Origin of the sequence: Mucilaginibacter pallidiroseus, from assembly GCF_007846085.1 — a bacterium.
In the GTDB taxonomy this organism is placed as follows: domain Bacteria; phylum Bacteroidota; class Bacteroidia; order Sphingobacteriales; family Sphingobacteriaceae; genus Mucilaginibacter; species Mucilaginibacter pallidiroseus.
In genome coordinates this window covers 128942-152758 of the sequence record NZ_VOEJ01000002.1, presented here as the reverse complement: position 1 = coordinate 152758, position 23817 = coordinate 128942, and the positions used below count along the sequence as shown (strand labels likewise).

24 protein-coding genes are annotated in these 23817 nt (G+C 43.5%); 12 read left to right on the top strand and 12 right to left on the bottom strand.

The window, feature by feature from the left end:
- Positions 1-74: 74 nt before the first annotated feature.
- Positions 75-1700 carry an SUMF1/EgtB/PvdO family nonheme iron enzyme gene (locus FPZ43_RS05115; RefSeq protein WP_146380782.1) on the bottom strand — a complete coding sequence of 542 codons (1626 nt, stop codon included), beginning with the start codon at positions 1698-1700 and terminating at the stop codon, positions 75-77.
- A gap of 226 nt (positions 1701-1926) precedes the next feature.
- Here FPZ43_RS05115 and porV point away from each other — a divergent pair, with 226 nt between their 5' ends.
- The 4 genes from porV (at position 1927) to FPZ43_RS05095 (ending at position 8261) form a co-directional block, all read left to right on the top strand.
- Positions 1927-3093 (top strand): type IX secretion system outer membrane channel protein PorV, encoded by a 1167-nt coding sequence (gene porV / locus FPZ43_RS05110; RefSeq protein WP_146380781.1) that lies wholly within the window; start codon positions 1927-1929, stop codon positions 3091-3093.
- Entirely contained in the window at positions 3093-3575 is a 483-nt protein-coding gene (ispF, locus tag FPZ43_RS05105) for a 2-C-methyl-D-erythritol 2,4-cyclodiphosphate synthase (protein WP_146380780.1), read from the top strand. Before porV ends, ispF begins: the two co-directional genes overlap by 1 nt.
- A gap of 178 nt (positions 3576-3753) precedes the next feature.
- On the top strand, positions 3754-6600 hold the full coding sequence (gene uvrA / locus FPZ43_RS05100; RefSeq protein ID WP_146380779.1) for an excinuclease ABC subunit UvrA: 2847 nt from the start codon (positions 3754-3756) through the stop codon (positions 6598-6600).
- Between the two features lie 155 nt (positions 6601-6755).
- Positions 6756-8261, top strand: a complete 1506-nt coding sequence (locus FPZ43_RS05095) for an NAD(P)H-hydrate dehydratase (RefSeq protein ID WP_146380778.1) — start codon at positions 6756-6758, stop codon at positions 8259-8261.
- 251 nt (positions 8262-8512) lie between these two features.
- Here the strand turns inward: FPZ43_RS05095 and FPZ43_RS05090 are convergent, their stop codons facing one another.
- The 6 genes from FPZ43_RS05090 to FPZ43_RS05065 form a co-directional block, all read right to left on the bottom strand.
- A complete protein-coding gene (locus tag FPZ43_RS05090; protein WP_261381005.1) occupies positions 8513-9355 on the bottom strand; it encodes an anti-sigma factor in 843 nt (280 codons plus the stop codon).
- A 2-nt stretch (positions 9356-9357) separates the two neighbouring features.
- The gene (locus FPZ43_RS05085) at positions 9358-9909 is read right to left on the bottom strand and encodes an RNA polymerase sigma factor (RefSeq protein ID WP_146380776.1); all 552 of its coding nucleotides are present in this window, start codon (positions 9907-9909) and stop codon (positions 9358-9360) included.
- A 26-nt stretch (positions 9910-9935) separates the two neighbouring features.
- Positions 9936-10814 (bottom strand): lipoyl synthase, encoded by an 879-nt coding sequence (gene lipA / locus FPZ43_RS05080; protein ID WP_146380775.1) that lies wholly within the window; start codon positions 10812-10814, stop codon positions 9936-9938.
- Between the two features lie 198 nt (positions 10815-11012).
- Positions 11013-11342 carry a bacillithiol system redox-active protein YtxJ gene (gene ytxJ, locus FPZ43_RS05075; protein ID WP_146380774.1) on the bottom strand — a complete coding sequence of 110 codons (330 nt, stop codon included), beginning with the start codon at positions 11340-11342 and terminating at the stop codon, positions 11013-11015.
- Positions 11343-11569: 227 nt separating this feature from the next.
- Positions 11570-12070, bottom strand: coding sequence for a 6,7-dimethyl-8-ribityllumazine synthase (gene ribH, locus FPZ43_RS05070; protein WP_146380773.1), 501 nt, complete (start codon positions 12068-12070; stop codon positions 11570-11572).
- 157 nt (positions 12071-12227) lie between these two features.
- Positions 12228-12899: a tetratricopeptide repeat protein gene (locus FPZ43_RS05065; protein WP_146380772.1), complete on the bottom strand. Its 672-nt coding sequence runs from the start codon at positions 12897-12899 to the stop codon at positions 12228-12230.
- Positions 12900-13104: 205 nt separating this feature from the next.
- Here FPZ43_RS05065 and recF point away from each other — a divergent pair, with 205 nt between their 5' ends.
- Together recF and FPZ43_RS05055 are read left to right on the top strand one after the other, a co-directional pair.
- Positions 13105-14205 (top strand): DNA replication/repair protein RecF, encoded by a 1101-nt coding sequence (gene recF / locus FPZ43_RS05060; RefSeq protein WP_146380771.1) that lies wholly within the window; start codon positions 13105-13107, stop codon positions 14203-14205.
- A complete protein-coding gene (locus FPZ43_RS05055; protein WP_146380770.1) occupies positions 14198-14488 on the top strand; it encodes a DUF721 domain-containing protein in 291 nt (96 codons plus the stop codon). Before recF ends, FPZ43_RS05055 begins: the two co-directional genes overlap by 8 nt.
- A 2-nt stretch (positions 14489-14490) precedes the next feature.
- On the opposite strand, the gene FPZ43_RS19225 is transcribed toward FPZ43_RS05055, so the two are convergent.
- Both FPZ43_RS19225 and FPZ43_RS05050 read right to left on the bottom strand, forming a co-directional pair.
- Positions 14491-14652: a hypothetical protein gene (locus FPZ43_RS19225; RefSeq protein WP_186461766.1), complete on the bottom strand. Its 162-nt coding sequence runs from the start codon at positions 14650-14652 to the stop codon at positions 14491-14493.
- Between the two features lie 182 nt (positions 14653-14834).
- Entirely contained in the window at positions 14835-15254 is a 420-nt protein-coding gene (locus tag FPZ43_RS05050) for a nucleoside-diphosphate kinase (RefSeq protein ID WP_146380769.1), read from the bottom strand.
- Between the two features lie 181 nt (positions 15255-15435).
- Between FPZ43_RS05050 and FPZ43_RS05045 the strand changes: the two genes are divergently transcribed.
- Genes FPZ43_RS05045 through FPZ43_RS05035 form a run of 3 tightly spaced genes read left to right on the top strand, consistent with a single transcriptional unit; the run spans position 15436 to position 18456 of the window.
- On the top strand, positions 15436-16446 hold the full coding sequence (locus FPZ43_RS05045) for a DHH family phosphoesterase (protein ID WP_146380768.1): 1011 nt from the start codon (positions 15436-15438) through the stop codon (positions 16444-16446).
- 8 nt (positions 16447-16454) lie between these two features.
- On the top strand, positions 16455-17417 hold the full coding sequence (locus FPZ43_RS05040; protein ID WP_146380767.1) for an FKBP-type peptidyl-prolyl cis-trans isomerase: 963 nt from the start codon (positions 16455-16457) through the stop codon (positions 17415-17417).
- 58 nt (positions 17418-17475) lie between these two features.
- Positions 17476-18456 (top strand): FKBP-type peptidyl-prolyl cis-trans isomerase, encoded by a 981-nt coding sequence (locus FPZ43_RS05035; protein WP_146380766.1) that lies wholly within the window; start codon positions 17476-17478, stop codon positions 18454-18456.
- 79 nt (positions 18457-18535) lie between these two features.
- Here FPZ43_RS05035 and FPZ43_RS05030 read toward each other — a convergent pair whose 3' ends face one another.
- Entirely contained in the window at positions 18536-18868 is a 333-nt protein-coding gene (locus FPZ43_RS05030; protein WP_146380765.1) for an SHOCT domain-containing protein, read from the bottom strand.
- A 109-nt stretch (positions 18869-18977) separates the two neighbouring features.
- Between FPZ43_RS05030 and FPZ43_RS05025 the strand changes: the two genes are divergently transcribed.
- Entirely contained in the window at positions 18978-19745 is a 768-nt protein-coding gene (locus tag FPZ43_RS05025; protein WP_146380764.1) for a TatD family hydrolase, read from the top strand.
- A 35-nt stretch (positions 19746-19780) separates the two neighbouring features.
- The gene (locus FPZ43_RS05020; protein ID WP_146380763.1) at positions 19781-20800 is read left to right on the top strand and encodes an asparaginase; all 1020 of its coding nucleotides are present in this window, start codon (positions 19781-19783) and stop codon (positions 20798-20800) included.
- 17 nt (positions 20801-20817) lie between these two features.
- Here the strand turns inward: FPZ43_RS05020 and FPZ43_RS05015 are convergent, their stop codons facing one another.
- A complete protein-coding gene (locus FPZ43_RS05015; protein WP_146380762.1) occupies positions 20818-21528 on the bottom strand; it encodes a LytR/AlgR family response regulator transcription factor in 711 nt (236 codons plus the stop codon).
- Entirely contained in the window at positions 21525-22544 is a 1020-nt protein-coding gene (locus FPZ43_RS05010; RefSeq protein WP_146380761.1) for a sensor histidine kinase, read from the bottom strand. Before FPZ43_RS05010 ends, FPZ43_RS05015 begins: the two co-directional genes overlap by 4 nt.
- 189 nt (positions 22545-22733) lie before the next feature.
- Between FPZ43_RS05010 and FPZ43_RS05005 the strand changes: the two genes are divergently transcribed.
- Positions 22734-23531 carry a DUF3108 domain-containing protein gene (locus tag FPZ43_RS05005; protein WP_146380760.1) on the top strand — a complete coding sequence of 266 codons (798 nt, stop codon included), beginning with the start codon at positions 22734-22736 and terminating at the stop codon, positions 23529-23531.
- The last annotated feature ends 286 nt before the right edge of the window (positions 23532-23817 follow it).

Genomic DNA, 23817 nt, shown 5'->3' with positions numbered 1-23817 from the left:
CTTGTTTTGATGGGTTCGGTCTATCGCATAAAAAAAGCCACCCTTTTGGGCGGCTTTCAAATAAATTATAATTTCTATTTAGCTTTCTTTACCTGGAAATGAGGTTTACCGCGAGGGTTTATCTCCGGCGCACCAACCATTGTCATGGCGCAACGGAAACCAACTTCAGCGCTGGCATCATCCTGGTTCATATATCGACGTGTTGCCGGGTTTAACCAGTATGCCATATCATTCCACGAGCCGCCTTTGTAAACCTTTGAGTGGTCGCTTACCAGTGTGGTGTTGCCGTAAAGCGCCGTATTCACCGTATCACCATAGCCTCTTAAGTCGGCAGTAAATGGTTTGCCGGCAATTGAGTTGGCAGCAGGTGTGCCAGGCGCTGCATTTGGCGTGCCCGGAGCAGCCTGGTTAGCCCCAGCCGGGTTTTGGCCGTTTTGCAATGCAAGCAGCTCGCTGTATTTAAGTTTTTTGGCAGCCTTTGCCGGGTCTTTTATAGGGCGGCCATATTTATCTTTTGCATAAAGGCCACGTGCAGGGTCTTCAAGGCGTTTATTGGTATACTCGTTACCACGGAAAGGGTTAAAATCGTTCACATCCTCAAATGTGGTTTGGCGATAGGTATCGGCTACCCACTCATTTACGTTACCCGCCATTTGGTACAAGCCAAAATCGTTAGGAGGGAACGAGCGTACAGGTGCCGTGATATCTGCCTTGTCATTTAGGCCACCGCCAACACCGGCATTATCACCAGATCCGCGACGGAAGTTTGCCAATATTAAACCACGTGTGCTGCGATTTGGTGAGCGTACACCCAGGCCGTTCCATGGGTATATTTTACCATCATTAATGTTTTCGAATTGTGTATTACCAGCTAAAGCAAGTGCAGCATACTCCCACTCCGCTTCCGAAGGTAAACGATAGCCCGATTTAAGGATACCATCCTCCAAACGTACAGGGCGCCTTGGGCCATTTTTACCAGTTGCAGCAGCGCCGGTTCCTCTTGACGGGCTTAGGTCACGTGGCATGTTCTTACCATCTATACCTGCACCACGCATTTGCCCGTTAAGGTAAATATCGGTGTTAAATGGCTGGCTGCCGGCAACAGCAGGCGAGCCCGGTTTTGAGGCATCTTTCCAGGTAACCATCTGGCCGCCTTTACGCAAAATATTTTCGTTGGTGCGGTCGGTACGCCAAACGCAATAATCTTGTACCTGGTCCCAGGTTACACCAACAACCGGGTAATCCTGAAAAGCTGGGTGACGCAGGTAGTTTTCAACCCAGGGTTCGTTGTATGACAACGGGCGACGCCAAACCAGTGTATCCGGGATGGCATTGTAGTAAAGCTCCCTGTCATCAGGGAAAGTTATGTTTATCCAGTGCAGGTAATCAAGCCAGTCCTGGTTTGATACCTCAGTTTCGTCCATGTAAAATGATGGTACGGTAACCCTGCGGCGCACGTTGTTATATTCGTACGATACGTCCTGGTCGGCACTGCCGCCAAGCACAAACGTACCGCCCTCAATTGGCACAAGGCCGGGGCCCGGCGAGGGGTGTGTTTGCCTGTAGCGCACATAACCACCATTTGTGCGGTCGTTATAAGCTAACCCGGTTTTTGATGAGGTTTGCTTTTTGCTACAGCCACTAAGCACTGCGCCCAAGCTCAACAACACCAAAGCAGTGTTAGTAAAAAGTACTTTCATATTCTTGCAAAAATATATTGGAGGTAAATTTAAAAAAATCAATCATAAATACACCGCATTAAACGGTGTATTTTGTTTGCAACCTTACCATGCTACTGTTAAACGAGATAATTAATATTTGAGTTACATTAATTTGTTGATATTACACACTATCTGCCCTGCATTTGTATAAATTGCGAAAGGCATTGTCTTTATTAATTTAAATAATAGCACTAAATTGCACCCAATGAAGTTTTTTAACAGCAAGGCTTTAACCCTTTGTGCCTTAGTCACGTTGCCGGTTGCCGTATATGCACAAAATGGTGCAAACCCCAATGGCAGCGGTGCAAATGCAATATCAACCGTAGTATCATTTTTAAACATCGCGCCCGACTCGCGCTCCGGTGCTATGGGCGATGCAGGTGTTGCCTTATCGCCGGATGTGAATGCCAACTACTGGAATCCGGCAAAGCTGGCCTTTTTAGAAAACAACCACGACCTTTCATTATCTTACAGTCCATGGTTGCGCCAATTGGTGCCCGATGTAAGCCTCGCCTACCTTAGCTATGCGCATAAAATAGATGAGCGCAACAGTTTAGGCTTGTCGTTAAGGTATTTTAATCTTGGGTCGATACAGCTTATCGACCAGCAGCAGGTAGATCAGGGTACTTACCGCCCAAGCGAGTTTTCTTTAGACGGATCATTTGCGCGTAAGTTTGGCAACAACCTTTCATTGGGTTTAACGCTTCGTTATATCTATTCAAATTACTCAAACGGTAGCTTTGGGGGTAGTTCGGCCATTCAAAGTAATGCTGGGCATGCAGTATCTGCCGGTGTATCCATGTATTACACCAAGCCCTACGGTAATAATGCTATCTTCTCGTTTGGTACAAACATCTCAAATATAGGTTCTAAAATAAGCTATAGCGATGTTGGGCCAAGCTACTTTTTACCTGCAAATTTAAAGATAGGTGCAGCAAATACCTGGCTGCTTGATGATGTAAATAAGTTTACCGTAACATTTGATATTAATAAACTGCTTGTGCCTACGCCGCGTTTCGATTCAAACGGCAATCGCATTAGTGATGATGGCGTATCTGTGCCATCGGGCATATTCAAATCATTTGGCGATGCACCGGGTGGCTTTAGCGAGGAGTTTAAGGAAATAACCTTTTCGCCTGGCGCCGAGTACTGGTACAATGATTTGTTTGCCCTGCGTGCGGGCTACTTTTATGAAAACCCTGCAAAGGGCGGCAGGCATTATGCCACTATGGGTTTAGGCGTTAAGTACGACGTTTTTAAATTCGATTTTTCATACCTGGCGGCCAGCCAAAAAAACAGCCCGCTGGCAAATACGCTCAGGTTTACGCTGTCGGCCAGTTTTGGCGGCACAACCAATGCAGATAAAAAATAATGGCTAAAATTAAAGTTGGTTTTGGTTTCGACGTACACCAGTTGAAAGCACAACATCCGTTTATATTGGGCGGCGTACATCTTGAGCATACATCTGGCGCTTACGGACACTCGGACGCCGACGTACTGTTGCACGCTATATGTGATGCCCTGCTTGGCGCAGCCAATCTGCGCGATATAGGTTTTCATTTCTCCAATACAGACAACCGTTGGAAAGGCATAAGCAGTCTTGTATTGCTGCAGCATGTAGTTGCACTGCTTGCCGACAAGAGTTGGGTGATAGGCAACATTGATGCAATGGTATGCCTGGAAGCACCAAAGATCAACCCGCATATACCGGCTATGAAAACCCACATTGCAAAGGCTGCAGGCATCAGCGAGGAAGACATTTCCATCAAAGCTACCACTAATGAGCAAATGGGTTTTATAGGCAGGGAAGAGGGTGTAGTAGCCTATGCGGTGTGCCTGATAGAACGGCCATAAGCTCATATTCCATAACGTCTAATTAAAATTTAGATCGCCTTAAATTTTACATTTACCGGTTTGTGGCTTCGTAGCTAACCCTATGAAAGTCCGCTGCTTTTGCCTATCTTTGCCAAGTTTTTTAGTAATTATGCCGGGTGCAAACTAAGCCGGGTTAAATACGTTTCCTGAGAGATATATGAGCAAAAAACCTTTAGATCTGGGCGAGCAAAGTGAAGTTGAGGTGTATGGTGCCCGGGTGCATAACTTAAAAAATATAGACATTAAGTTTCCGCGCAATCAACTGGTTGTTATAACCGGTTTAAGCGGCAGCGGTAAGTCATCCCTGGCTTTCGACACAATTTACGCCGAGGGCCAACGCCGTTATATGGAAACGTTTTCGGCCTACTCGCGCCAGTTTATGGGCGGCATGGAGCGCCCGGACGTTGATAAGGTGTCAGGCCTGAGCCCGGTAATTGCTATAGAGCAGAAAACCACCAGCAAAAATCCAAGGTCGACAGTAGGAACTATCACCGAGATCTATGATTTTATGCGCCTTTTGTTTGCCCGAGCGGGCGATGCTTACTCGTACACCACAGGCGAGAAGATGGAGCGCATGAGTGAAGACCAGATCCTTAAAACCATCATGGAAAAGTTTGACGGGCAGCCGGTAAATATCCTGGCACCTGTGGTAAAGGCCCGTAAAGGCCATTACCGTGAACTTTTTGAGCAGATACGCAAGCAAGGTTATTTAAAGGTTTATGTTGACGGTGCTATTGTTGATGTAGAGCCTAAAATGCAGTTGGATCGCTATAAGATCCATGACATCGATATTGTGGTTGACCGCCTTGTGGTAAGCCAGGCTGATTATAAACGGCTTTATACTTCTGTACAGTCGGCTTTAAAAACCGCAAAAGGTATTATTCGTATTGCTGATAAGGATAACAATGTTGCTTACTTCAGTAAGTTTTTGATGGACCCGGTATCGGGCATATCTTATGACGAGCCGCAGCCCAATACGTTTTCTTTCAACTCGCCTTATGGTGCTTGCGAAAAATGTAACGGACTGGGCTATATTTTTGAGGTTGATGAGGCATCTGTAATTCCCAATCCAAAACTGAGTATTGTTAACGGTGGCCTGGCCCCAATTGGCGAGTACCGCGAAACATGGATTTTCCAGGTTTTAAAGGCCCTTGGTAAGAAGTACGAGTTCTCGCTATCAACCCCGGTAGAAAAGCTTAGCCGCGAGCACATTGATATTATCCTGAATGGAGCCGCGGATATAATTACGGTGGCTGTTGAATACAATAAGTATAACGTACAGAGTTACCAGATTACTTTTGATGGTATAATCAGGATGCTGGAAGAACAGCAGGAGCGTCGCGGTGATGAGGGGATGGACGATATGGAAAACTATCGTGTACTCAAAACCTGCCCCACCTGTCATGGTGCGAGGCTCAAAAAAGAGTCGCTGCACTTCAAGGTTGACGAAAAAAATATCTTCGAGCTGGCTACAATGGATATCACCACGCTCGACAAATGGTTTAACGGCCTGGAAGACCGCCTTAACGACCGCCAGAATGTTATTGCCAAAGAAATACTGAAAGAAATACGCGCACGCATAGGCTTTTTGCTTGATGTTGGCTTAAGTTACCTAACGCTTGATCGTACGGCCAAAACGCTTTCGGGCGGTGAGGCGCAGCGCATAAGGCTGGCCACGCAAATTGGGTCGCAATTAATGAACGTAATGTACATCTTGGACGAGCCAAGTATAGGTTTGCACCAGCGTGATAACGAGCGTTTGATAAACGCCCTTAAAAACCTGCGCGACCTGGGCAATACCGTACTGGTTGTTGAGCACGATAAGGATATGATTTTGGAAGCCGACCATGTTATTGACATGGGGCCGGCGGCAGGGGTACACGGCGGGCAGGTTGTTGCCGAAGGTACGCCCGAGCAGCTGATGCAAAAGCATACGCTTACCACCTCATACATCAACGGGGAGCGCGAGATTGCTATACCTAAGAAACGCCGCGAAGGTAACGCGAAAGTATTAAGCCTTAAAAAGGCAACCGGCCATAACCTCAAGAAAGTTTCTGTCGATTTTCCGTTAGGTAAGCTGATTGGAGTGACAGGTGTATCGGGTAGTGGTAAATCAAGTTTAATTACCGAAACGCTGTATCCTATCCTTAATCATCATTTTTTCCGCGCTAAAAAGCATCCGCTTCCTTACGATAAAGTTGAGGGGTTGGAGCATATAGATAAGGTAATAGAGATAGATCAAACACCTATTGGCCGTACACCGCGCTCAAACCCGGCTACCTACACGGGTGTATTCTCTGATATCAGGAACCTGTTTGTGGCTCTGCCCGAATCGCGTATACGCGGCTATAAGCCCGGTCGTTTTTCATTCAACGTTAAAGGTGGCCGTTGCGAAACCTGCCAGGGTGCCGGTATGAAGGTTATTGAAATGAACTTTTTACCCGATGTGCAGGTGCCGTGTGAAGAATGCCAGGGTCGCCGTTATAATCGCGAAACTCTTGAGGTGCGTTATCGCGGCAAATCAATAAGCGATGTGCTTGATATGAGCATTGAGGATGCCACACCATTCTTCGAGCACATCCCGTCTATATACCGTAAAGTAAAAACACTTAATGATGTAGGCTTGGGTTACATCACTTTAGGGCAGGCGTCAACAACTTTGTCAGGCGGTGAGGCGCAGCGTGTTAAACTTGCTACCGAGCTTTCCAAGAAAGATACCGGTAACACTTTCTATATTTTAGATGAACCTACCACCGGTTTGCACTTCGAGGATATTAACGTACTGCTTGGTGTAATTAATCAGTTAGTTGATAAAGGTAATACAGTACTTGTTATTGAGCACAACCTCGACGTGATAAAAGTAGTAGACCATGTAATTGACCTTGGCCCAGAAGGTGGCTCTGGCGGTGGTAAAATTCTTTTCAGCGGTACACCTGAAGGTTTATGCAAAGTTAAAGACAGCTTTACCGGCAGATTTCTTAAAAAGGAAATGGGGATAAAGTAGGATAACATAAGCGCTACAGGGCTTCGACAGGCTCAGCCTGACACTGAAAATAGCGTCTTGTTGAGCTTGTCGAAACATTGAAAGCTGATGGTTCTTCTACAGGCTCAAACCGCAACTATTCCAAACAAAACACATAAGTCCTACCTTTAGGATATATGTTACCTTTACTTGTTTCTTCACAAATCCGCGAGGCGGATGCTTATACCATTGCTAACGAGCCCATAAGTTCTATAGATTTGATGGAGCGTGCATCGAAGGCATTTGTTGGCTGGTTTGTTAATCATTTTCAGGATAAGGAACAAGCCATCAGCGTGTATTGTGGCACCGGCAACAACGGTGGCGACGGCTTGGCTATCGCCCGGTTACTTTGTGAGCACAGCTTTTGCAATCTGTCGGTTTTTGTAGCAAGATTCTCTGAAAAGGCTACAGCAAATTTTCAAACGAATTTGGAACGACTTAAAGCAGCTAACATACAAGTTAACGAGTTGACATCGGGTGCTGAATTACCCAGCGAAACTGCAGAAATCATTATAGATGCCTTACTGGGAAGTGGCTTAAACAAACCTTTAGCGGGCGATTACAAAAAACTGGTTGAGCATTTAAACACCATTGATGCCACAAAGGTAGCGGTTGACGTGCCCACTGGTTTTTATACAGAGGGAGATATACCAGACGATGCTACGGTTTTGAAAGCCGACTTGGTTATTACCTTTCAGCTGCCTAAAATAAATTTCTTGCTGCCCGAAAGTGCTGCTTTTATGCATAAATGCGAGGTAGTGCAAATAGGTTTGAGTCAGGATTTTTTATGTCAGGTTGATACGACCTATTATTATATAGAGGAGCAGGACATCAGGCAGATTTATAAAGCGCGTGGGCGCTTTAGCCATAAAGGCACCTATGGTCATGCACTTATTATTGCCGGTAAAGATGAAACCATGGGGGCGGCCTTGCTGTCCTCATCAGCTTGTGCGCACGCAGGGGCGGGGCTTACTACTGCTTGTATCCCGCAACGCGGATTAACGGCGCTTAACAGCTATCAACCGGAAGTAATGGTTGTGCTACGCGAATCGGACAAGTTACCTGAAGTGGATTGGGATAAGTTTACCACAATAGGGGTAGGGCCGGGTATTGGCAAAGGAGATGATACCCTGGCATTGCTAAAGGCCATTAGCGAAAAGTTTAACAAGCCAATTGTAGTAGATGCAGATGCCTTAAATGTGCTGGCCGGGAATAATGAGTTGTTAGCAAAGTTACCTAAAGCCAGTGTTATTACGCCTCATATGAAAGAGTTTGACCGGCTTTTTGGCGAGCATAAAAATTGGTGGCAGCGTTTGCAAACTGCAAAAAAGAAAGCTATTGAGCTGGGTTTGCACATCATCCTTAAAAATGATTTTACCATAACTGCTGCGCCAAACGGCAAACTATATTTTAACAGCACAGGCAACCCGGCTATGGCCAGCGGTGGTATGGGCGATGTGCTTACAGGAATTATAACAGCACTGTTGTCGCAAACGTACAGCCCTTTGCATGCATGCCTTTTAGGTGTATATCTGCATGGCAAAGCTGGCGACGAACTGGCTTTACCAAATCGTATGCAGGTAGTGCTGCCGGGCGCTATAATAAAACAGCTGCCCGTAACTATGGCAAAGTTTAATAGTTAAAAAAAGGCAAAAAAAATACGGATGTAAGTATCAAACATCCGTATTTTTTAATTAACTATTAACTGATCTTATAAAGAACTAAATACTTCTAACTATTGACTATATGACGCATCATATAGATTATAGTTACAACAACAACATTATTTTGTTTTAGTTTTATGCAACTCACGCTTGCTTAAAAAGAAAAAGTCTGGCCTGTTTCAACAAGCCGGACTTTCTACGTTATGGATAGATATAGGGTGTTCTAATTTTTAAAATTTGCCTAACACAACCATTTGGTCAAGTGTTGGGTTGATGCTACCGCCTCTTGGTTCAAGTGTTACAGCAAAGGCTTGTGCTGCTGCAATTGGTTTCATCTCTTTAACCACCGCTGCAGAATCATTTGCAGGAAGGTCAAATACGCCAATATCAACAGGTTTGCCATCAACAAGTGCCCATAGCTGGTATTGATGTTCCTTGTCATGCGTTGGCAGTTTCATGCTGCGCATATCAACCATTACCTTTTGGCTTGAAGGGTTCCATGCAACTATCATTGCCGATTGCGGCGTTTTTGCAGTGCCTTGCAGCCTTAACACTTTAAATGCGGTATCCTGGTACATTTCCAGTTCCTGATCGCGGAGGTTTACCTGGTTGGCAATGCGTTGCCTATCCAGCTGCATTGCGGTGAGCTGGGTGTTTGTATCCTGTAATTTACTGTATAAATTATATATGGCATAAACGCTAACCAATAGCAAAGCAAGGCAGGCAGCAAAAGCATATTTGAAAAACGCATTTTGGCGCTGCGGCATGTTCACAATGTTGTCATCCTCGTAAATCTCCTCATCGCTGTGCTTGCGCGGCTTGGTAAAACTACGATCGTCGCCAAGGTTAACAAGGGTACTGTTTAATATTTTGTTTTGAAGATTCTCGGAAGGTGTAATAGCGTGTTGATTGGCATATTGCTCTAAAGACCGTTCAATCTCGTCTAACTCCTGCCTCACGACTGGATATTGCGCAGCCAGAGTTTCTACCTGTAACTTTTCTTCTGCGCTTACATCGCCCAGAACATAAAGTTCCAAAATACCCGACTCCAAATATGCCTTAATGTCTTCCACTTTCAATTAAAATGTTTTCTGAGTTGTTGGATAGCCAGTCGAAGCCTTGTTTTTATGGTGCCAAGCGGAATATTCAACTCTTCAGCTGCTTCCACATGGGTATAACCTTTAAAGTAGACAAGGTCGAGAATCGACTTTTGCTCGGGCTTTAGTGTTTGCACTAATTCTTTGATGCCCAGCAACTCAGGATTGTAAACGGTGTTTTTCTGTTCGTCTATGAAAGTTACGTTATTTTCGAGCTCTTGGTTTTTATTCTGATTTCTAAAATCTTTTGATCGGATTTTATCTATGGCAAGGTTGCGGGCAATATTAACCATCCAGGTAAATAAACGCCCTTTTTCGGCACTGTAACCATTAAACGAATGCCAGATTTTTACAAAAGTTTCCTGCAAAACGTCTTCGGCAACGGCTTCGTCAATCACAATGCGTGAAATCACACCATACAATGATGCCGAATACATGTCGTACAATGCTTCAATAGCGATTTTCTCGCGATTGCGCAGCGACAAGACAAGTTGGTCTTCAGAAAGCGATATTTTGGTTTTGCGGGTCAAAAGGTCTGAAAGATAGAAATGTTTAACTACATTTCAAACAAGTGTTTTTCGGCATGGTAAGATGAACGTACCAGTGGCCCGCTCTCAACATACTTAAAGCCCATTTTTAAACCCCATTCTTTATAGTTCGCAAACTGATCAGGGTGTATCCAGTCAATCACAGGGTGATGGTTACGGGTTGGCTGCAAGTACTGGCCAAGTGTAAGTATATGTACACCGGCGTCGAGCAAATCCTGCATTGCTTCCAGCACATCTGCTTTGGTTTCGCCAAGGCCAAGCATAATGCCTGATTTTGTACGAAGCCCCTCGGCCGAAATTCTTTTTAAAGCTTCAAGGCTGCGATCATACTTTGCCTGTATACGTACCTCGCGGGTAAGGCGGCGCACGGTTTCCAGGTTGTGTGATACTACCTCGGGGCGTACAGCAGTTACGCGATCAAGGTTATCCCAAATGCCGCGAAAGTCTGGCAGTAATGTTTCTAAGGTAGTTTCAGGGCTCTCACGGCGGATAGCATTGATGGTTTCTGCCCATATGGTGGATCCGCCGTCTTTGAGATCGTCACGGTCTACAGATGTAATAACGCAGTGTTTAACCTGCATAAGTTTTACCGAGTTGGCAACACGATTAGGCTCGTCCATATCAACAGCTAACGGCCTGCCTGTTGCTACAGCACAAAAAGAGCAGGAGCGGGTACAAATGTTACCCAATATCATAAATGTTGCAGTACCGGCGCCCCAGCACTCGCCCATGTTAGGGCAATTGCCGCTCTCGCAAATGGTGTGTAACTTGTGGGTATCAACCAATCCGCGTACGTGGGCGTATTCTTTTCCTACAGGCAGCTTTACTCTAAGCCAATCAGGCTTGCGTTGCGGCTGGCTTACCGGCACTACTGGCAAATCTATCATGTTACAAATTTAGGTAAAAATGTTTTAAAAGCATTAAGCTGTAAAATGCTTACAAAGGGTTGACTGTTGTAAAGTGAAAAGTGAAAAGTATATAATCCCAAAGAGTATAAAGACCCTTTACGGGTTGCTGTAAAACAAGAAACCCACAAGAGCTACTTGCGGGTTTTAATATTTTGATGTGAAATATTATCTAATTGATTAAGCCATTACGCTCAATGTCTCATCTACTGAAATAGCACCATGAGATTGGTCTAACACGCACTCACCGTCTTTAATAAGTAATACCTGCGGTGATTCATGATGTACCTGGAAATCGGCAGCAATTTTGCCCGAAAGATCCCTGTGGTTTAACAGGTCAAGAAAATAAAGCGGCATATCTGCCGGCAGGTTTTCCCAGTCAAGCTCAAAGCGGCGTTTAGCCATCATGCTGATGGAGCAACGCGTGCTATGTTTAAATATAAGGCTATAGCCTTGCTGCTGTTTTATTGCATCTATCTGATTGGCAGAGTCAAGCGGTGTCCATTTCATGTCACAAAAATAAAAGTATATAATTAACTAAAAGTAACAACAGTGTAAAACTGCGCTTGGTTTCAGTTATAGATACTTAAATGGATCAGCAACTACCTGCCGCGCGGATAAGAGCCGTATGCCGGGCATAATTTATTAGAGCAGGCAGACATGCTGCCGAGTGCAAGTGCAATAAGTACAATGTAAGCTACCTTTTTCATAATTGTGTTAAGTTATAAATATACGTACTATAAAGCGGCTGTTAACTCAGCCATTTTAGCCATTTTAATTGCGGTTACAGCTGCCTCATCGCCTTTGTTGCCATGTTTGCCGCCGCTACGGTCAATAGCTTGTTGCTGGTTATCAGTGGTTAGTACACCAAATATAACAGGTTTCGAATATTTTATAGCAACATTCGACACTCCATTTGCAACGGCATCACAAATAAAATCAAAGTGGCGTGTTTCGCCCTGTATAACGCAACCCAGGCAAATCACTGCATCAAATTTGCCTGTTTTTAACAGTAGTTCGGCTCCAGTAGTTAGCTCAAAGCTGCCGGGTACCGGGTAAGTATGTATAGCAGATTCGGCAGCACCGTATTTTAACAGTGTTTGATATGCTCCGTTGTATAAAGCGCCGGTTATTTCGGCGTTCCACTCGGCCACTACAATGCCAAAAGTATATCCCGCTGCTGACGGTATGTTTGATGCAGATGAAAAATCTGAAAGGTTTTTTAATTGAGTTGCCATAGGTTTTATTGGGCCGCAAGTTTACGCCTTGCTATAAATTACAAGCTGTACTAAACCTGTAACATAAAAAGCCCGGTTAAGTTGATTTACGCCGTGAATATAAATATATCCATTTTATAAATCCCGAAACCGGGCTATCAATATTGTAATTTGAGTACTATTGTACCGTTACGCGTGCAATATACTCATCGATATTCTGCGCTTCAGGGCTTTCAGCATAATCAGTTTTGATTTTTTTGTAAGTATCGGCAGCAGCACTTTTATCTTTTTTCTCTTCGTAAACCAACCCTAACTTTTTAAGGTAAAAAGGCGATAAAAATTTATTTTGAGCTTTATCAGCAGCTTTTTTAAAGTAAGATTCTGCTTTATCAAAATCTTTCAACTCAACATAAGCATCACCAATGCTGCCCAATGCTTCTGCAGCAACCATGCTGTCATCACCGCGGTAGCTGTTAAGGTTGTCAATAGCTTTACGGTATTCGCCTTTATTTAAATAAGCTGTGCCAAGGTAAAAGTAAGCAAGGTTAGCAACTTTTGTATTGCTGTAGTCGCTAATGATTTTTTCGAAGCCCGGGTAACCTGCATCGCCTTTAATGGCTTTGTCCCACTCTTTTTTAGCCCAAAAATCTTGTGCAACGTGCATTTGGTTGGCAGCAGTAACTTCTCTCGGGGCAAGATATAATTTTAAGTATGCTATATAAATAACAACCATTACAACAATGGCCGCTGCTATAAACAATAAACTTTTTTGGTTTTCCTGTACAAAAGAACCTGTTTTAGCAATTGGTTTCTGCTCAGTGTTCTTTGTATTTACCTCGGTTGCTGACATCTTTATTTAAAAATTAAGTTTGCAAAAATACGGTTTAAAACCTTTTAAGCAAATTTAAATTTGGCCTTAATTCAGTTGATTTTGAGTAGCGTAAGCACCAGCGTTCAACGTCAAAATCAAGGCATTGTGCCAGTTCGTTCATATTGCTATAGCGTATGGCCAACTATCTACCCAAAAAAGGCTAAATTTGTACCTTCTCATATATATGTATCTGCAGCAACTCTCATTCATCAACTTTAAAAATTACGCCGAGGCCGAGCTTACACTTAGCCCGGGTGTAAATGCATTTGTTGGTAATAACGGAGCCGGGAAAACCAATTTACTGGATGCTGTGCATTACCTGTCGCTTTGTAAAAGTTATTTTAACCCCATAGATAGCCAGCAGATTAAACAAGGCACCGATTTTTTTATGATAAACGGTGTGTTTGAAAAAAATGGTGGTAAGGAAGTGGTTGCATGCGGGGTTAAACGCAATCAAAAAAAGCAGTTTAGGCGAAACCGGAAAGATTACCAGCGCCTGGCCGATCATATCGGATTGCTGCCTTTGGTGATGGTTTCGCCATATGATATCAGCATTATAATTGAAGGCAGCGAAGAGCGCCGTAAGTTTATTGATAATGTAATATCACAAACGGATAGTACATATCTTGATGAACTGATAGCGTATAATAAGGTGCTGGCTAACCGCAACTCGTTGCTTAAGCAGATTGCCGATACCGGCCGGTATGACCCAACGCTGCTATCGATATTTGATGAGCAACTGGTAACATCGGGCGTGCGTATTTTCGAAAAGCGGCGAAACTTTATGCAACGCTTCACGGAGATATTTAACAGGCACTATAAGTTTATTACCAACGAGGCCGAACAGGTAGAGCTGGTTTATGAGTCGCAGTTGCTGAATGACAGCTTTGCGAATTTATTGCAAAAAAATATTGAGCGCGATAGAATCCTGGAGCGCACCACCACAGGTATTCATAAAGACGACCTTGCTTTCAATATACATGGTATGGCCATGAAAAAGTTTGGATCGCAAGGGCAGCAAAAATCATTTTTAATAGCGCTTAAGCTGGCTCAATATACTTTTCTGACACAAAAAAAGGGCTTTAAACCGTTGCTGCTGCTTGATGATGTTTTTGACAAGCTGGATGATGAGCGTGTTACCAAGCTGATGCAAATGGTATCTAACAATGATTTTGGGCAGGTACTGATAACTGATACAAGCCTAAGCCGGGTGAAGACTATTTTTGATGATATAAACGTACAGGTGCAAATGTTTAAAGTTGCGGAGGGTAACATTGATGCGTAAAACCAACGACAAGCCAATAAAGGAAGCTATTGAGCAAATGCTTAACGTTTATAAAATTAAGCGAAGGTTTGATGAAACCGGTATTGTAGCCGCCTGGCCAGATCTGGTTGGAATATCGGTAGCTAACCGTACCAAGGAATTATTTATACGCGATAAAAAGTTATTTCTGCGGATAGAGTCGTCTGTTATCAAGAATGAGCTGGTAATGATGCGCAGCCAGATTGTTCAGAAAATAAATGATGATGCAAAATCCGAATTGGTTACAGATATCATCTTTCTATAAAATTACCTGCCTCGTGAAAAACGTATACGCTGCTTAACTTTACGAAAGGTATCGTCCATAATTTCCGAGAATACAACAAGGAATATCCCGGGAAAGATAAACACAAATTGCGCTTCGGGGTGGTCTCTGAAGATGTTTAACGAGATGGTTAAAAGGGTAACCATTATTATAGAATAGATAAAATATTTTATAAGGAGCTTCATAACAATGGGGCTATTAATTGATTCTTAACTACTTAGTAAACGTAAATTTAGTTACATATTATATCTTAAACAATATAAAGCATAAAAAAAGAGGTTGTAACACTTGGTCACAACCTCTTTTTTTATGCTTTAAAAAGTACTGCTTAGAAACGCTCGAAAGCTGAGAAGAAGAAGTTTCCTTCTATTTCAGCGTTCTCGTCAGAGTCAGATCCGTGCACCGCGTTAGCATCAATAGATTTTGCAAACAGGTTACGAATTGTGCCTTTATCAGCTTTTGCAGGATCGGTAGCGCCAATTAGCGTGCGAAAATCGGCAATAGCATTATCTTTTTCTAAAATGGCAGCAACGATAGGGCCTGATGACATAAAGTTTACCAGATCCTTAAAGAAACCGCGCTCCTGGTGTACTGCGTAAAATTCGCCGGCTTTTTCTGGCGTAAGGGAAGTGTATTTAAGTGCAATAATTTTAAAACCGGCTTTGGTTATGTGGTCTAAAATTGCGCCAATGTGGCCGTTTGCAACTGCATCAGGCTTTATCATTGTAAATGTTCTGTTGGTTTTCATATTTTACGTATAATTTGGGGTAATGCTGTTTGCTATTGTTGTTGCAATCAGCTAATTATGATTTGTCTTAAAATTGCCGCAAAAGTAGGTTTTTTACTTAGTATTTTAAAGCTTTTTAATGTAATTATAATGCACGTATTTAATTAATTTACTTAGCTTTGCTGCTCGTTTTTAAAGATTGATGTTAGATTTAACCTCGCTTACCGAACTTTTAGATAAGCCTCAAAAAATTGTAATAACAACGCATCATAAGCCTGATGGCGATGCTATGGGTTCATCTTTAGGTTTATACCACTACCTTATTCAGTTGGGCCACCATGTACAGGTTATTGCCCCTACAGATTATCCCGACTTTTTGGCCTGGATGCCGGGTAATGAAAACGTTATTATTTACACCGAAACTATCGAGCAATCGGCCCGGTTAATTGCCGAAGCCAACCTGATATTTTGCCTTGACTTTAATAACCTGAGCCGCATCAACGAAATGGGCGAACTGGTACGTGCAAGTGCTGCATACAAGGTAATGATTGACCATCACCTGGAGCCCGAAGACTTTGATGATTACCGCCACTGGAACATTAATGCCTGCGCCACTGCACAACTAGTTTATGATTTTATTGTAAACTCGTTGCATAAAAAGGAACTGGTTAATAAAGATGTTGCTACGTGCCTTTATACAGGTATCTTAACGGATTCGGCATCGTTCCGTTTGCCAAATACCACTTCGGAAGTGCACCGTATAGTTGCCGACCTGATTGATGCGGGTGCTGTAAACTGGCGCATTCATGAGTTGATATACAACAGCGCTTCAGAAAACCGTTTGCGCTTTTTGGGCCATTGCCTTGCCAACAGGCTGGAGATATTGCCCGAGTTCAATACGGCGCTTATTTGGGTTACCAAAGAAGACCTTGCAAAATATGATAGCAATACCGGCGATACTGAAGGTATCGTAAACTATGCCCTATCAATTGGCAGCATACGCCTTGCCGCCTTTATAGTTGACAGGCGCGACAAGGTAAAATTATCCCTGCGTTCAAAAGGGGAGTTCCCGGCAAGTGACATCTGCAAAAGGTACTTTGATGGCGGCGGCCACCGTAATGCGGCAGGCGGGCAGTCAACCCTTTCTTTAGATGACACCATTGCAAAATTTAAATCTATCCTACCGGAGTATAAAAAGCTTTTAATACAGTAAAAAATAAAATGAGAAAGAACTTAATGTTAATTGGCCTTGCAGCCTTAAGCTTTGCAAGTTGCAAAAGCGGTTTTAAACAAGGCGAAGGCGGTTTGTTATATAACATACATACCGACAAGCCAGGCGCTACTATAAAAGAAGGCGACTTTGTTGCAGTAAACCTTACACTTAAAAACGAAGCAGATTCTGTTTTGGGAAGCACTTATGATATGGGCCGCCCGTTGCCACAGTTGATGCAAAAACCAGCTCAGAAAGGCGACATCAGCCAGGGTATTATGCTGCTAAGCGAAGGCGATAGTGCAACCATAAAACTGAGCATTGATACCATGTTTAAAAAAGGCCCAAGGCCACCGGGTATCAAAGGTAAATTTGTTATTTATGAAGTAAAGGTAGAAAAGGTTATTCCTAAAGGTACCTTGTCTGATGCTGTTTTCCAGGGTCGTATCTCCGATTACTTCAAAGTGCAAACCGAAGCAATTAAAAAAGCTGAACCGGCAAAAATCCAGAAATACATTGCCGATAAAAACATCAAGGCTACCAAAACTGCCGACGGTTTATACTATGCTATTACCAAACCGGGAAGCGGTGCAAACGTTGCAGTTGGCGACACTGCTGTTGTAAACTACGTTGGTAAAATGCTGAATGGTAAAGTGTTTGATACCAACATTAAAGATGAATTGGTTAAGGCTAAACAACCGGTTGATCCGCAGCGTAAATTTGAGCCTATACGCGTACCAGTTGGTGCCGGCCGTGTTATAAAAGGCTGGGACGAAGGTTTGCTATTGGTTAACAAAGGTGCCAAAGTAACTTACGTAGTACCATCAGAGCTTGCCTATGGCGAGCAGGGTGCAGCCGGTGGTGCTATCCCGCCGTTTACACCTATTATGTTCGAGGTAGAAGTGGTTGACATTGTAAAGCCAAACCCTAACGCTCCAAAAACAACTGCTCCGCAGCCGCCGGCAGTAAGATAATTTTGAAAATGATTTTAGCCTTCCGGGATGTAAAAACCGGAAGGCTTTTTTATTGCATATGAAAAATACCATATATACTATTGCTTTACTTTTGCTTGGCGGCATGGCTGCAAATGCACAGGTAGCAGGCAAAACAAGCAAAGGCGTACAATACCAGATCATTGGATCGGGCCAGGGCGTTAAGATCAAGCAGAATGATGTGATCACCTTCCACGCTGTTCAAAAAACGGATAAGGATTCAACCTTATTTAGCACCTATGCGCAGGGCCAACCGGTAAAAACACAGGTGCGCCCGTCATCAAACATTGGCGACCTGATGGATATATTTCCGCTGATGTCCGTTAACGATAGTGCAATTGTACGCGTACCTACCGATTCGGTTTTTAAGGGTCATGAAGAAGCGCGCCCGCCGTTTATGGCAAAAGGCAGCAGCATAGTTTTCAATATCAAGATAGTGAAGGTGCAAACGCTTGATGAGGCCATGGCCGAGCGTACTGCAGGTTTGGAAAAATTGAAGACCGATGAAAAGGCAGCTGCTGATGCCTATATAGCACAGCAAAAGCTAATGCCTAAAGCTACTGCATCGGGCTTAAAATATGTTATCACTAAAGTTGGCACGGGTATTAAGCCGGTAAACGGCGACTCGGTTGAGGTAAATTATGCAGGCCGCACTACAGATGGGAAGCTGTTCGACTCAAGCATTGAATCTGTTGCAAAGGCAGGCGGGCTTGAGCAGCCCGGCCGCACATATGAGCCAATTAAATTTGTTGTAGGTGCTGGTAACGTAATACCCGGTTGGGACGAAGGTTTGTTGTTACTAAATCAAGGCAGCACAGCTAAGTTGATCATCCCATCGGCACTTGCCTATGGCGAGCGCGGCGGGGGCAGTGCCATTGCACCGTACAGTACGCTGGTTTTTGACGTGGAACTTGTTAAGGTAACGCATCCTAAAAAAGCTGCGGTTAGCCCGGCTACAAAAAGAGGTGTTAAAGGCAAAGCACCGGTTAAAAAGCGCAGTGCTGTAAAACGAAAAAATTAATAGCGTTAGCGTTCTGTAAAAGCAAAAGCCACAGTGTTTATAAACGCTGTGGCTTTTTTTATTATCTGTAGTTATTTAATTACCTGTTACTATTAAGTATCCGCGCTTTTTGTGTGTTATATTCCTGCTCGGTAATTGCACCGCTATCATAAAGTTCTTTGTATTTCATTATCTCATCTGCGGATGAAGACTGCGGCTGGCGATGACCAAAATCATAATATACAGGTTGCGTTATGGGCAAAATGTAAACTATAATGAGCCCGATATAGCTAAAGAACAGGCCAAGCAACAAACCGGCCGGGCCGCCAATTGTACGTTTCGAACCTGCTACATAGCCAAGGTAGGCGGGTAAAAATAATATGGCTAATGCAGCCATAATCAATATAATTTCCGGAGCTCCTAATCCGCTCATAAGTGCAGCTTAAGTGATAAGTACTTAAAAATACGTGTTGCGTTAAAATTCCCTATCGTTTAAGCTGTTTATTTTAAAACAAAGACAACTATATTTTTACTTTTGCAGCATGCTGTTAACTGATACACATACCCATCTGTATTATGAAACCATTGAAGAAAAGCGCGCAGCTTTAATGCAGCGCTGTTTTGATAGCAATGTAAACAGGCTTTTTTTACCAAATGTTGATACTGCATCCATCCCGCTGATGTTTGATTTGGTAGCCGCCTATCCGGATAACTGCTATGCTATGCTTGGCCTGCATCCATGTTCTGTTAAGGAAAATTGGGAGCATGAGCTGGCATTGATGCAGCCAGCTTTACACAAACAGCCGATTTATGCCATCGGTGAAATAGGTATAGACCTTTACTGGGATAAAACTTTTTTACAGGAGCAGATACAAGCATTTAAACTGCAGATAAAGTGGGCCAAGCAGTTGCGACTGCCTATTGTGATACACTGCCGAGATGCGTTCGACGAGGTTTACCAGGTATTGCTGGATGAGCAGGACGAACTTTTGCGCGGTATTTTTCATTGCTTTACTGGCACGCTTGAGCAGGCCAATAAAATAATTGATCTTGGCTTTTACCTTGGCATAGGCGGTGTTGTTACCTATAAAAATTCGGGGCTTGATAAGGTTGTGGCTGATATTGCCCTTGAGCATATTGTGCTCGAAACGGATTCGCCCTACCTTACACCAGTGCCTTACAGGGGTAAACCTAACGAAAGCTCTTACCTAACTTACATTGCCGATAAAGTGGCCCAGTTGCACCAAACCACAATTTATAACGTTGCTGATATTACTACCCAAAATTCAAAGAAGATATTTGGTGTGTAAATAAAAGCGTATTTTTATTGAATAAACCTGATTTAATGAGCCAGATCCTTATCATTTATACCGGAGGGACAATCGGTATGATGAGCGACCCCATAAGCAAAACATTGGTGCCGATTAACTTTGAGCAGATAATGGATAACGTGCCCGAACTTGAGAAACTTAATTGTAAAATTAAGGTACACTCGTTTGAGCAGATTATCGATTCATCTAACATGAACCCCCAGGTTTGGGCGGAGCTTGCTGCTTTGATTGAGGCCAATTACGAAAAGGTTGATGGCTTTGTGATATTACACGGATCGGATACGATGGCTTTCAGTGCATCTGCGTTAAGTTTTATGCTGCAGAACCTGAACAAGCCGGTGATATTTACAGGCTCGCAATTGCCCATAAGCGCGGTACGTACCGATGCCAAGGAAAACCTAATGACGGCTATTGAAATTGCCAAAGCCAAAAAGAACGATAGGGCTCGTGTACCGGAAGTGTGTATTTATTTCGACTATAAGCTTTTTCGCGGTAACAGGGCGTTCAAATACAATTCATCAAAGTTTGAGGCTTTCCGCTCGCCCAATTACCCAATCCTGGCCGAGTCGGGCGTGCACCTGCGTTTTAGCGTGAACGATATCCGTGAACCCGGAGAGGGCACGCTTAAAGTGCATAACACGTTGGTGAGCGATGTTGCGGTTTTAAAATTGTATCCGGGAATTAGCCCTACGGTAGTATCTTCCATCTTATCTGCCGATGTGCGGGGTATTGTTATGGAAACTTTTGGTGCAGGTAATACCACAACAGACCAGTGGTTTGTTGACCTGCTGAAAGCGGCTATTGATAGCGGTAAAGTTATCTTGGATATTTCACAGTGTAAGGTAGGTACGGTTGAACTTGGACGCTACGAAACCAGCAAGGAGCTGAAAGATATGGGTGTGGCCAGCGGTTATGACATGACTTTTGAGGCGGCCGTAACCAAGATGATGTACCTGCTAGGCGAGCTGAACGACCCGAAAGAAGTTAAGCGTTACCTGGAAATGGACCTGCGCGGCGAACTTACCGAAGCATAGGTACCGTTTACCCCGGCTTAAAATATTTTCTTTTTTATGATATCCATAAAGCTATCCCTAAACTTATCACTTATAGGTATCTGTTTTGTGCCGATGTATATATGGTTGTCCTGAACCTTGCTGATATGCTTTGAGTTGACAATATAAGAGTTATGTACCCTTACAAAAGGCAGGTTTAGCTGCTCGTCAATGTCTTTAAGGCGGCGGTATATCAACAAGTCGCTGGCGGGGGTAACCAGGCGCACATATTCCTTTTCGCCCTCAAAGTACAACACATCATCCAGCAAAATACGCTGCAACGTTTTGCCCGATTTTACAAAGAAATAACCCGGCTCATTGTCTACCATTTGCACTTGCATTGGTGTGGTTTTTTCAAAAGCAGTTTCAATCTTTTGCTGTGCTGCTAAAAAGCGTTTTAGGGTTATAGGCTTCAGCAGGTAATCTATGGTGTTATAGCTGTAGCTTTCCGCCGCGTATTCGGCATAGGCTGTAGTGAAAACAATTTTCGTTACGGGCGGTAGTAATCCGGCAAGTTCCATACCTGTTAAATGCGGCATGTTAATGTCAAGAAAGATAAAATCGACCGGGTGCTTTCTTAAAAAGTCGAGCGCCTCCAAAGCGTTGTAGCACTTGCCTGCTAATTGCCATTGAGTTGTCTGGCCAATTAAAACTTCCAGCAGGTTTACTGCATTTGGTTCGTCATCTATAATAATGCAGCGGAGGCTCATGCAAGCGGGATATTTAAGGTAGCAATAAATGTGTTACCGGTGTTTGACGTATACAATTCAAAGTTGTTACCGTAAAGTAATACGAGGCGTTTACGCAAATTGGCTAAACCGAAACCGGTTGTGGTGCCTGTTGAGGGATTGGCGCATAATGTATTTTCAACGCTGAAGATCAGCCTGTCGTTTTTCTGATCAAGCCGAATGTCTACTTTGTTCAACTCACTGCTTTTATCAATGCCATGCTTAAATACGTTCTCAACGAAGGTCATTAATAACATGGGCGGCACAAGTGTACTGGCGTGGTACTGCCCGGCAATATTGATGTCTACATTAAACCTGATCCTGATTTTTTCGAGCGCGATGTAATTTTCCAAAAACTGAACTTCCGTGGCAAGACTGACCTGCTGTCTGGGGCTTTCGTCAACAAAGTAGCGCATAATGTCGCTCAGCCGCTCAATCAGTGCAGCGGTGCGGGGTGCTTCAAGGTAAGCTTCGTAATAAATGTTGTTGAGCGTATTAAATAGAAAATGGGGCTGAACCTGCGATTTCAAAAGATTTAGTTCGGCCTCTGTGCGCTGCGCTATAATTTCGTCTGCCTGCCGCTTCAGCGTAAAGTATGCTATCGCAATCCTGAACACGAAGCTCAAAATAAAAACCATAAGCCCGCCAAATAAAGTACTCAGATAGGCCTTTATACTCAAATGCTCGGGCTGTTTGGCAAAAAGTGCATTGTAAACCCACAACGAAACAACCATTCTGATTGCTGCTATGCCCAACAAAAACGCAACCGTAGCAATGACGTAAATGAATTTTCTACCCTTTTGATATAAACGTTTATAAAGCAATGAAATGTTACCATAAACTATGGCCGCGTAAAAGCAGGTATTCAGTAAAGCGTAAACAACAGCTTGCCCAAACCCATCCATTTGCATAAGCGATAGGGCAATTGCTAAAAAAACAAATCCCCATATAAGCCATTGCAGCTGTATCAGCGTTGGTTTGCTATTCAAAATTTTCACGTATTAAAAATACAAAGCTTTTAATATGCCACGGCACATTCTTAAACGCTTTGCCGCAATTATTCAACGGATGGCTGAATGTGTATCCTCAGATCAATGGTTAAAAATATATGCCCTTTAATTGAATTGATGCACGACTGCTTACTAATAAAAGCAGATTTGCGACCGGTAATCAATCATCACATTAACATGAACACATCACAATTTAAATTTTTAACCGTTGCCTTTTTACTTTTAACGGCATCGGCAGGCTTTGCCCAGACAGACACCATCAGGCTAAAAGACAAGCGCCTCAATACATCAACCCTGAAGCCTGGCATGCGCCAATACCTGGTTTATTTCCAAATGCCGCAATCTCCCAAAACATTGCGATACTGGCTATGGCTCCGCAACACACAAGTGCAAAAGCGCAACGGCGAAAATGTATTCGTAACAACGCAAAATTGGTTTGGCAGCGATACGCTGAGCTATCGGTCGGGATATTCAGTTAACCGAGTGAGTGATTTTTCGCCAATCTATCATTCGGAAACCGTTGCCGGGAAAAATAAAGCGTTTAATTGGGCAGCAGATAAAGTTACCGGCGCCGATACTGTTGCCAATAATACTAAAAAGGGATTTGCCATTATTTTTGCCGAGCCTTGCTACAACTGGAACCTTGATATAGAAACCTTTGAAATGCTGCCGCTTGCTGCCGGCAAAACATTTGCCATAAACTTTTATGATGCCGGCTTTGGCAAACCCGAATTTACCATTTACAAAGTATCGGGCAGTGAAGTGATTGCCACATATGATAATCATAAAGTTGATTGCTGGAAACTGGTAAACGAAAGTGATTTTAAAGGCCAGCACGCCACCCAAACATTCTGGATCACCAAAAAAGGACATGAGTTTATCAAGGAAGAAGATGTTTTCCCCGGCGGTTACCGCTACAAAGTAAAGCTACCTGCTACGGCCTTTAATATACTACAGCGGATAAGTGGAAAGTAAGTCGTGTAAATAATATGAGTAATAGCTATTGTGAGCACAAGCTTAACGTAACAGTTCTGAATGCGGCATAGTGTAACGCACGGGTAGCACAGGCATTGCTAACGCAGAAACTTTGAAAGGGCTTTACCAAGCCGCGACTTTTCTTTGGTTACTTTCTTTTGAGAGAAAAGAAAGTAACATCACAGGCTTGAGTCGTAGCACTGCCGTCCGTAAATTGAGTATTAGAGCCGAGCAGAAAATAATTCCGGTAGATGTATAGCGAGGAGATGGCCACGTCGCTGCGCTC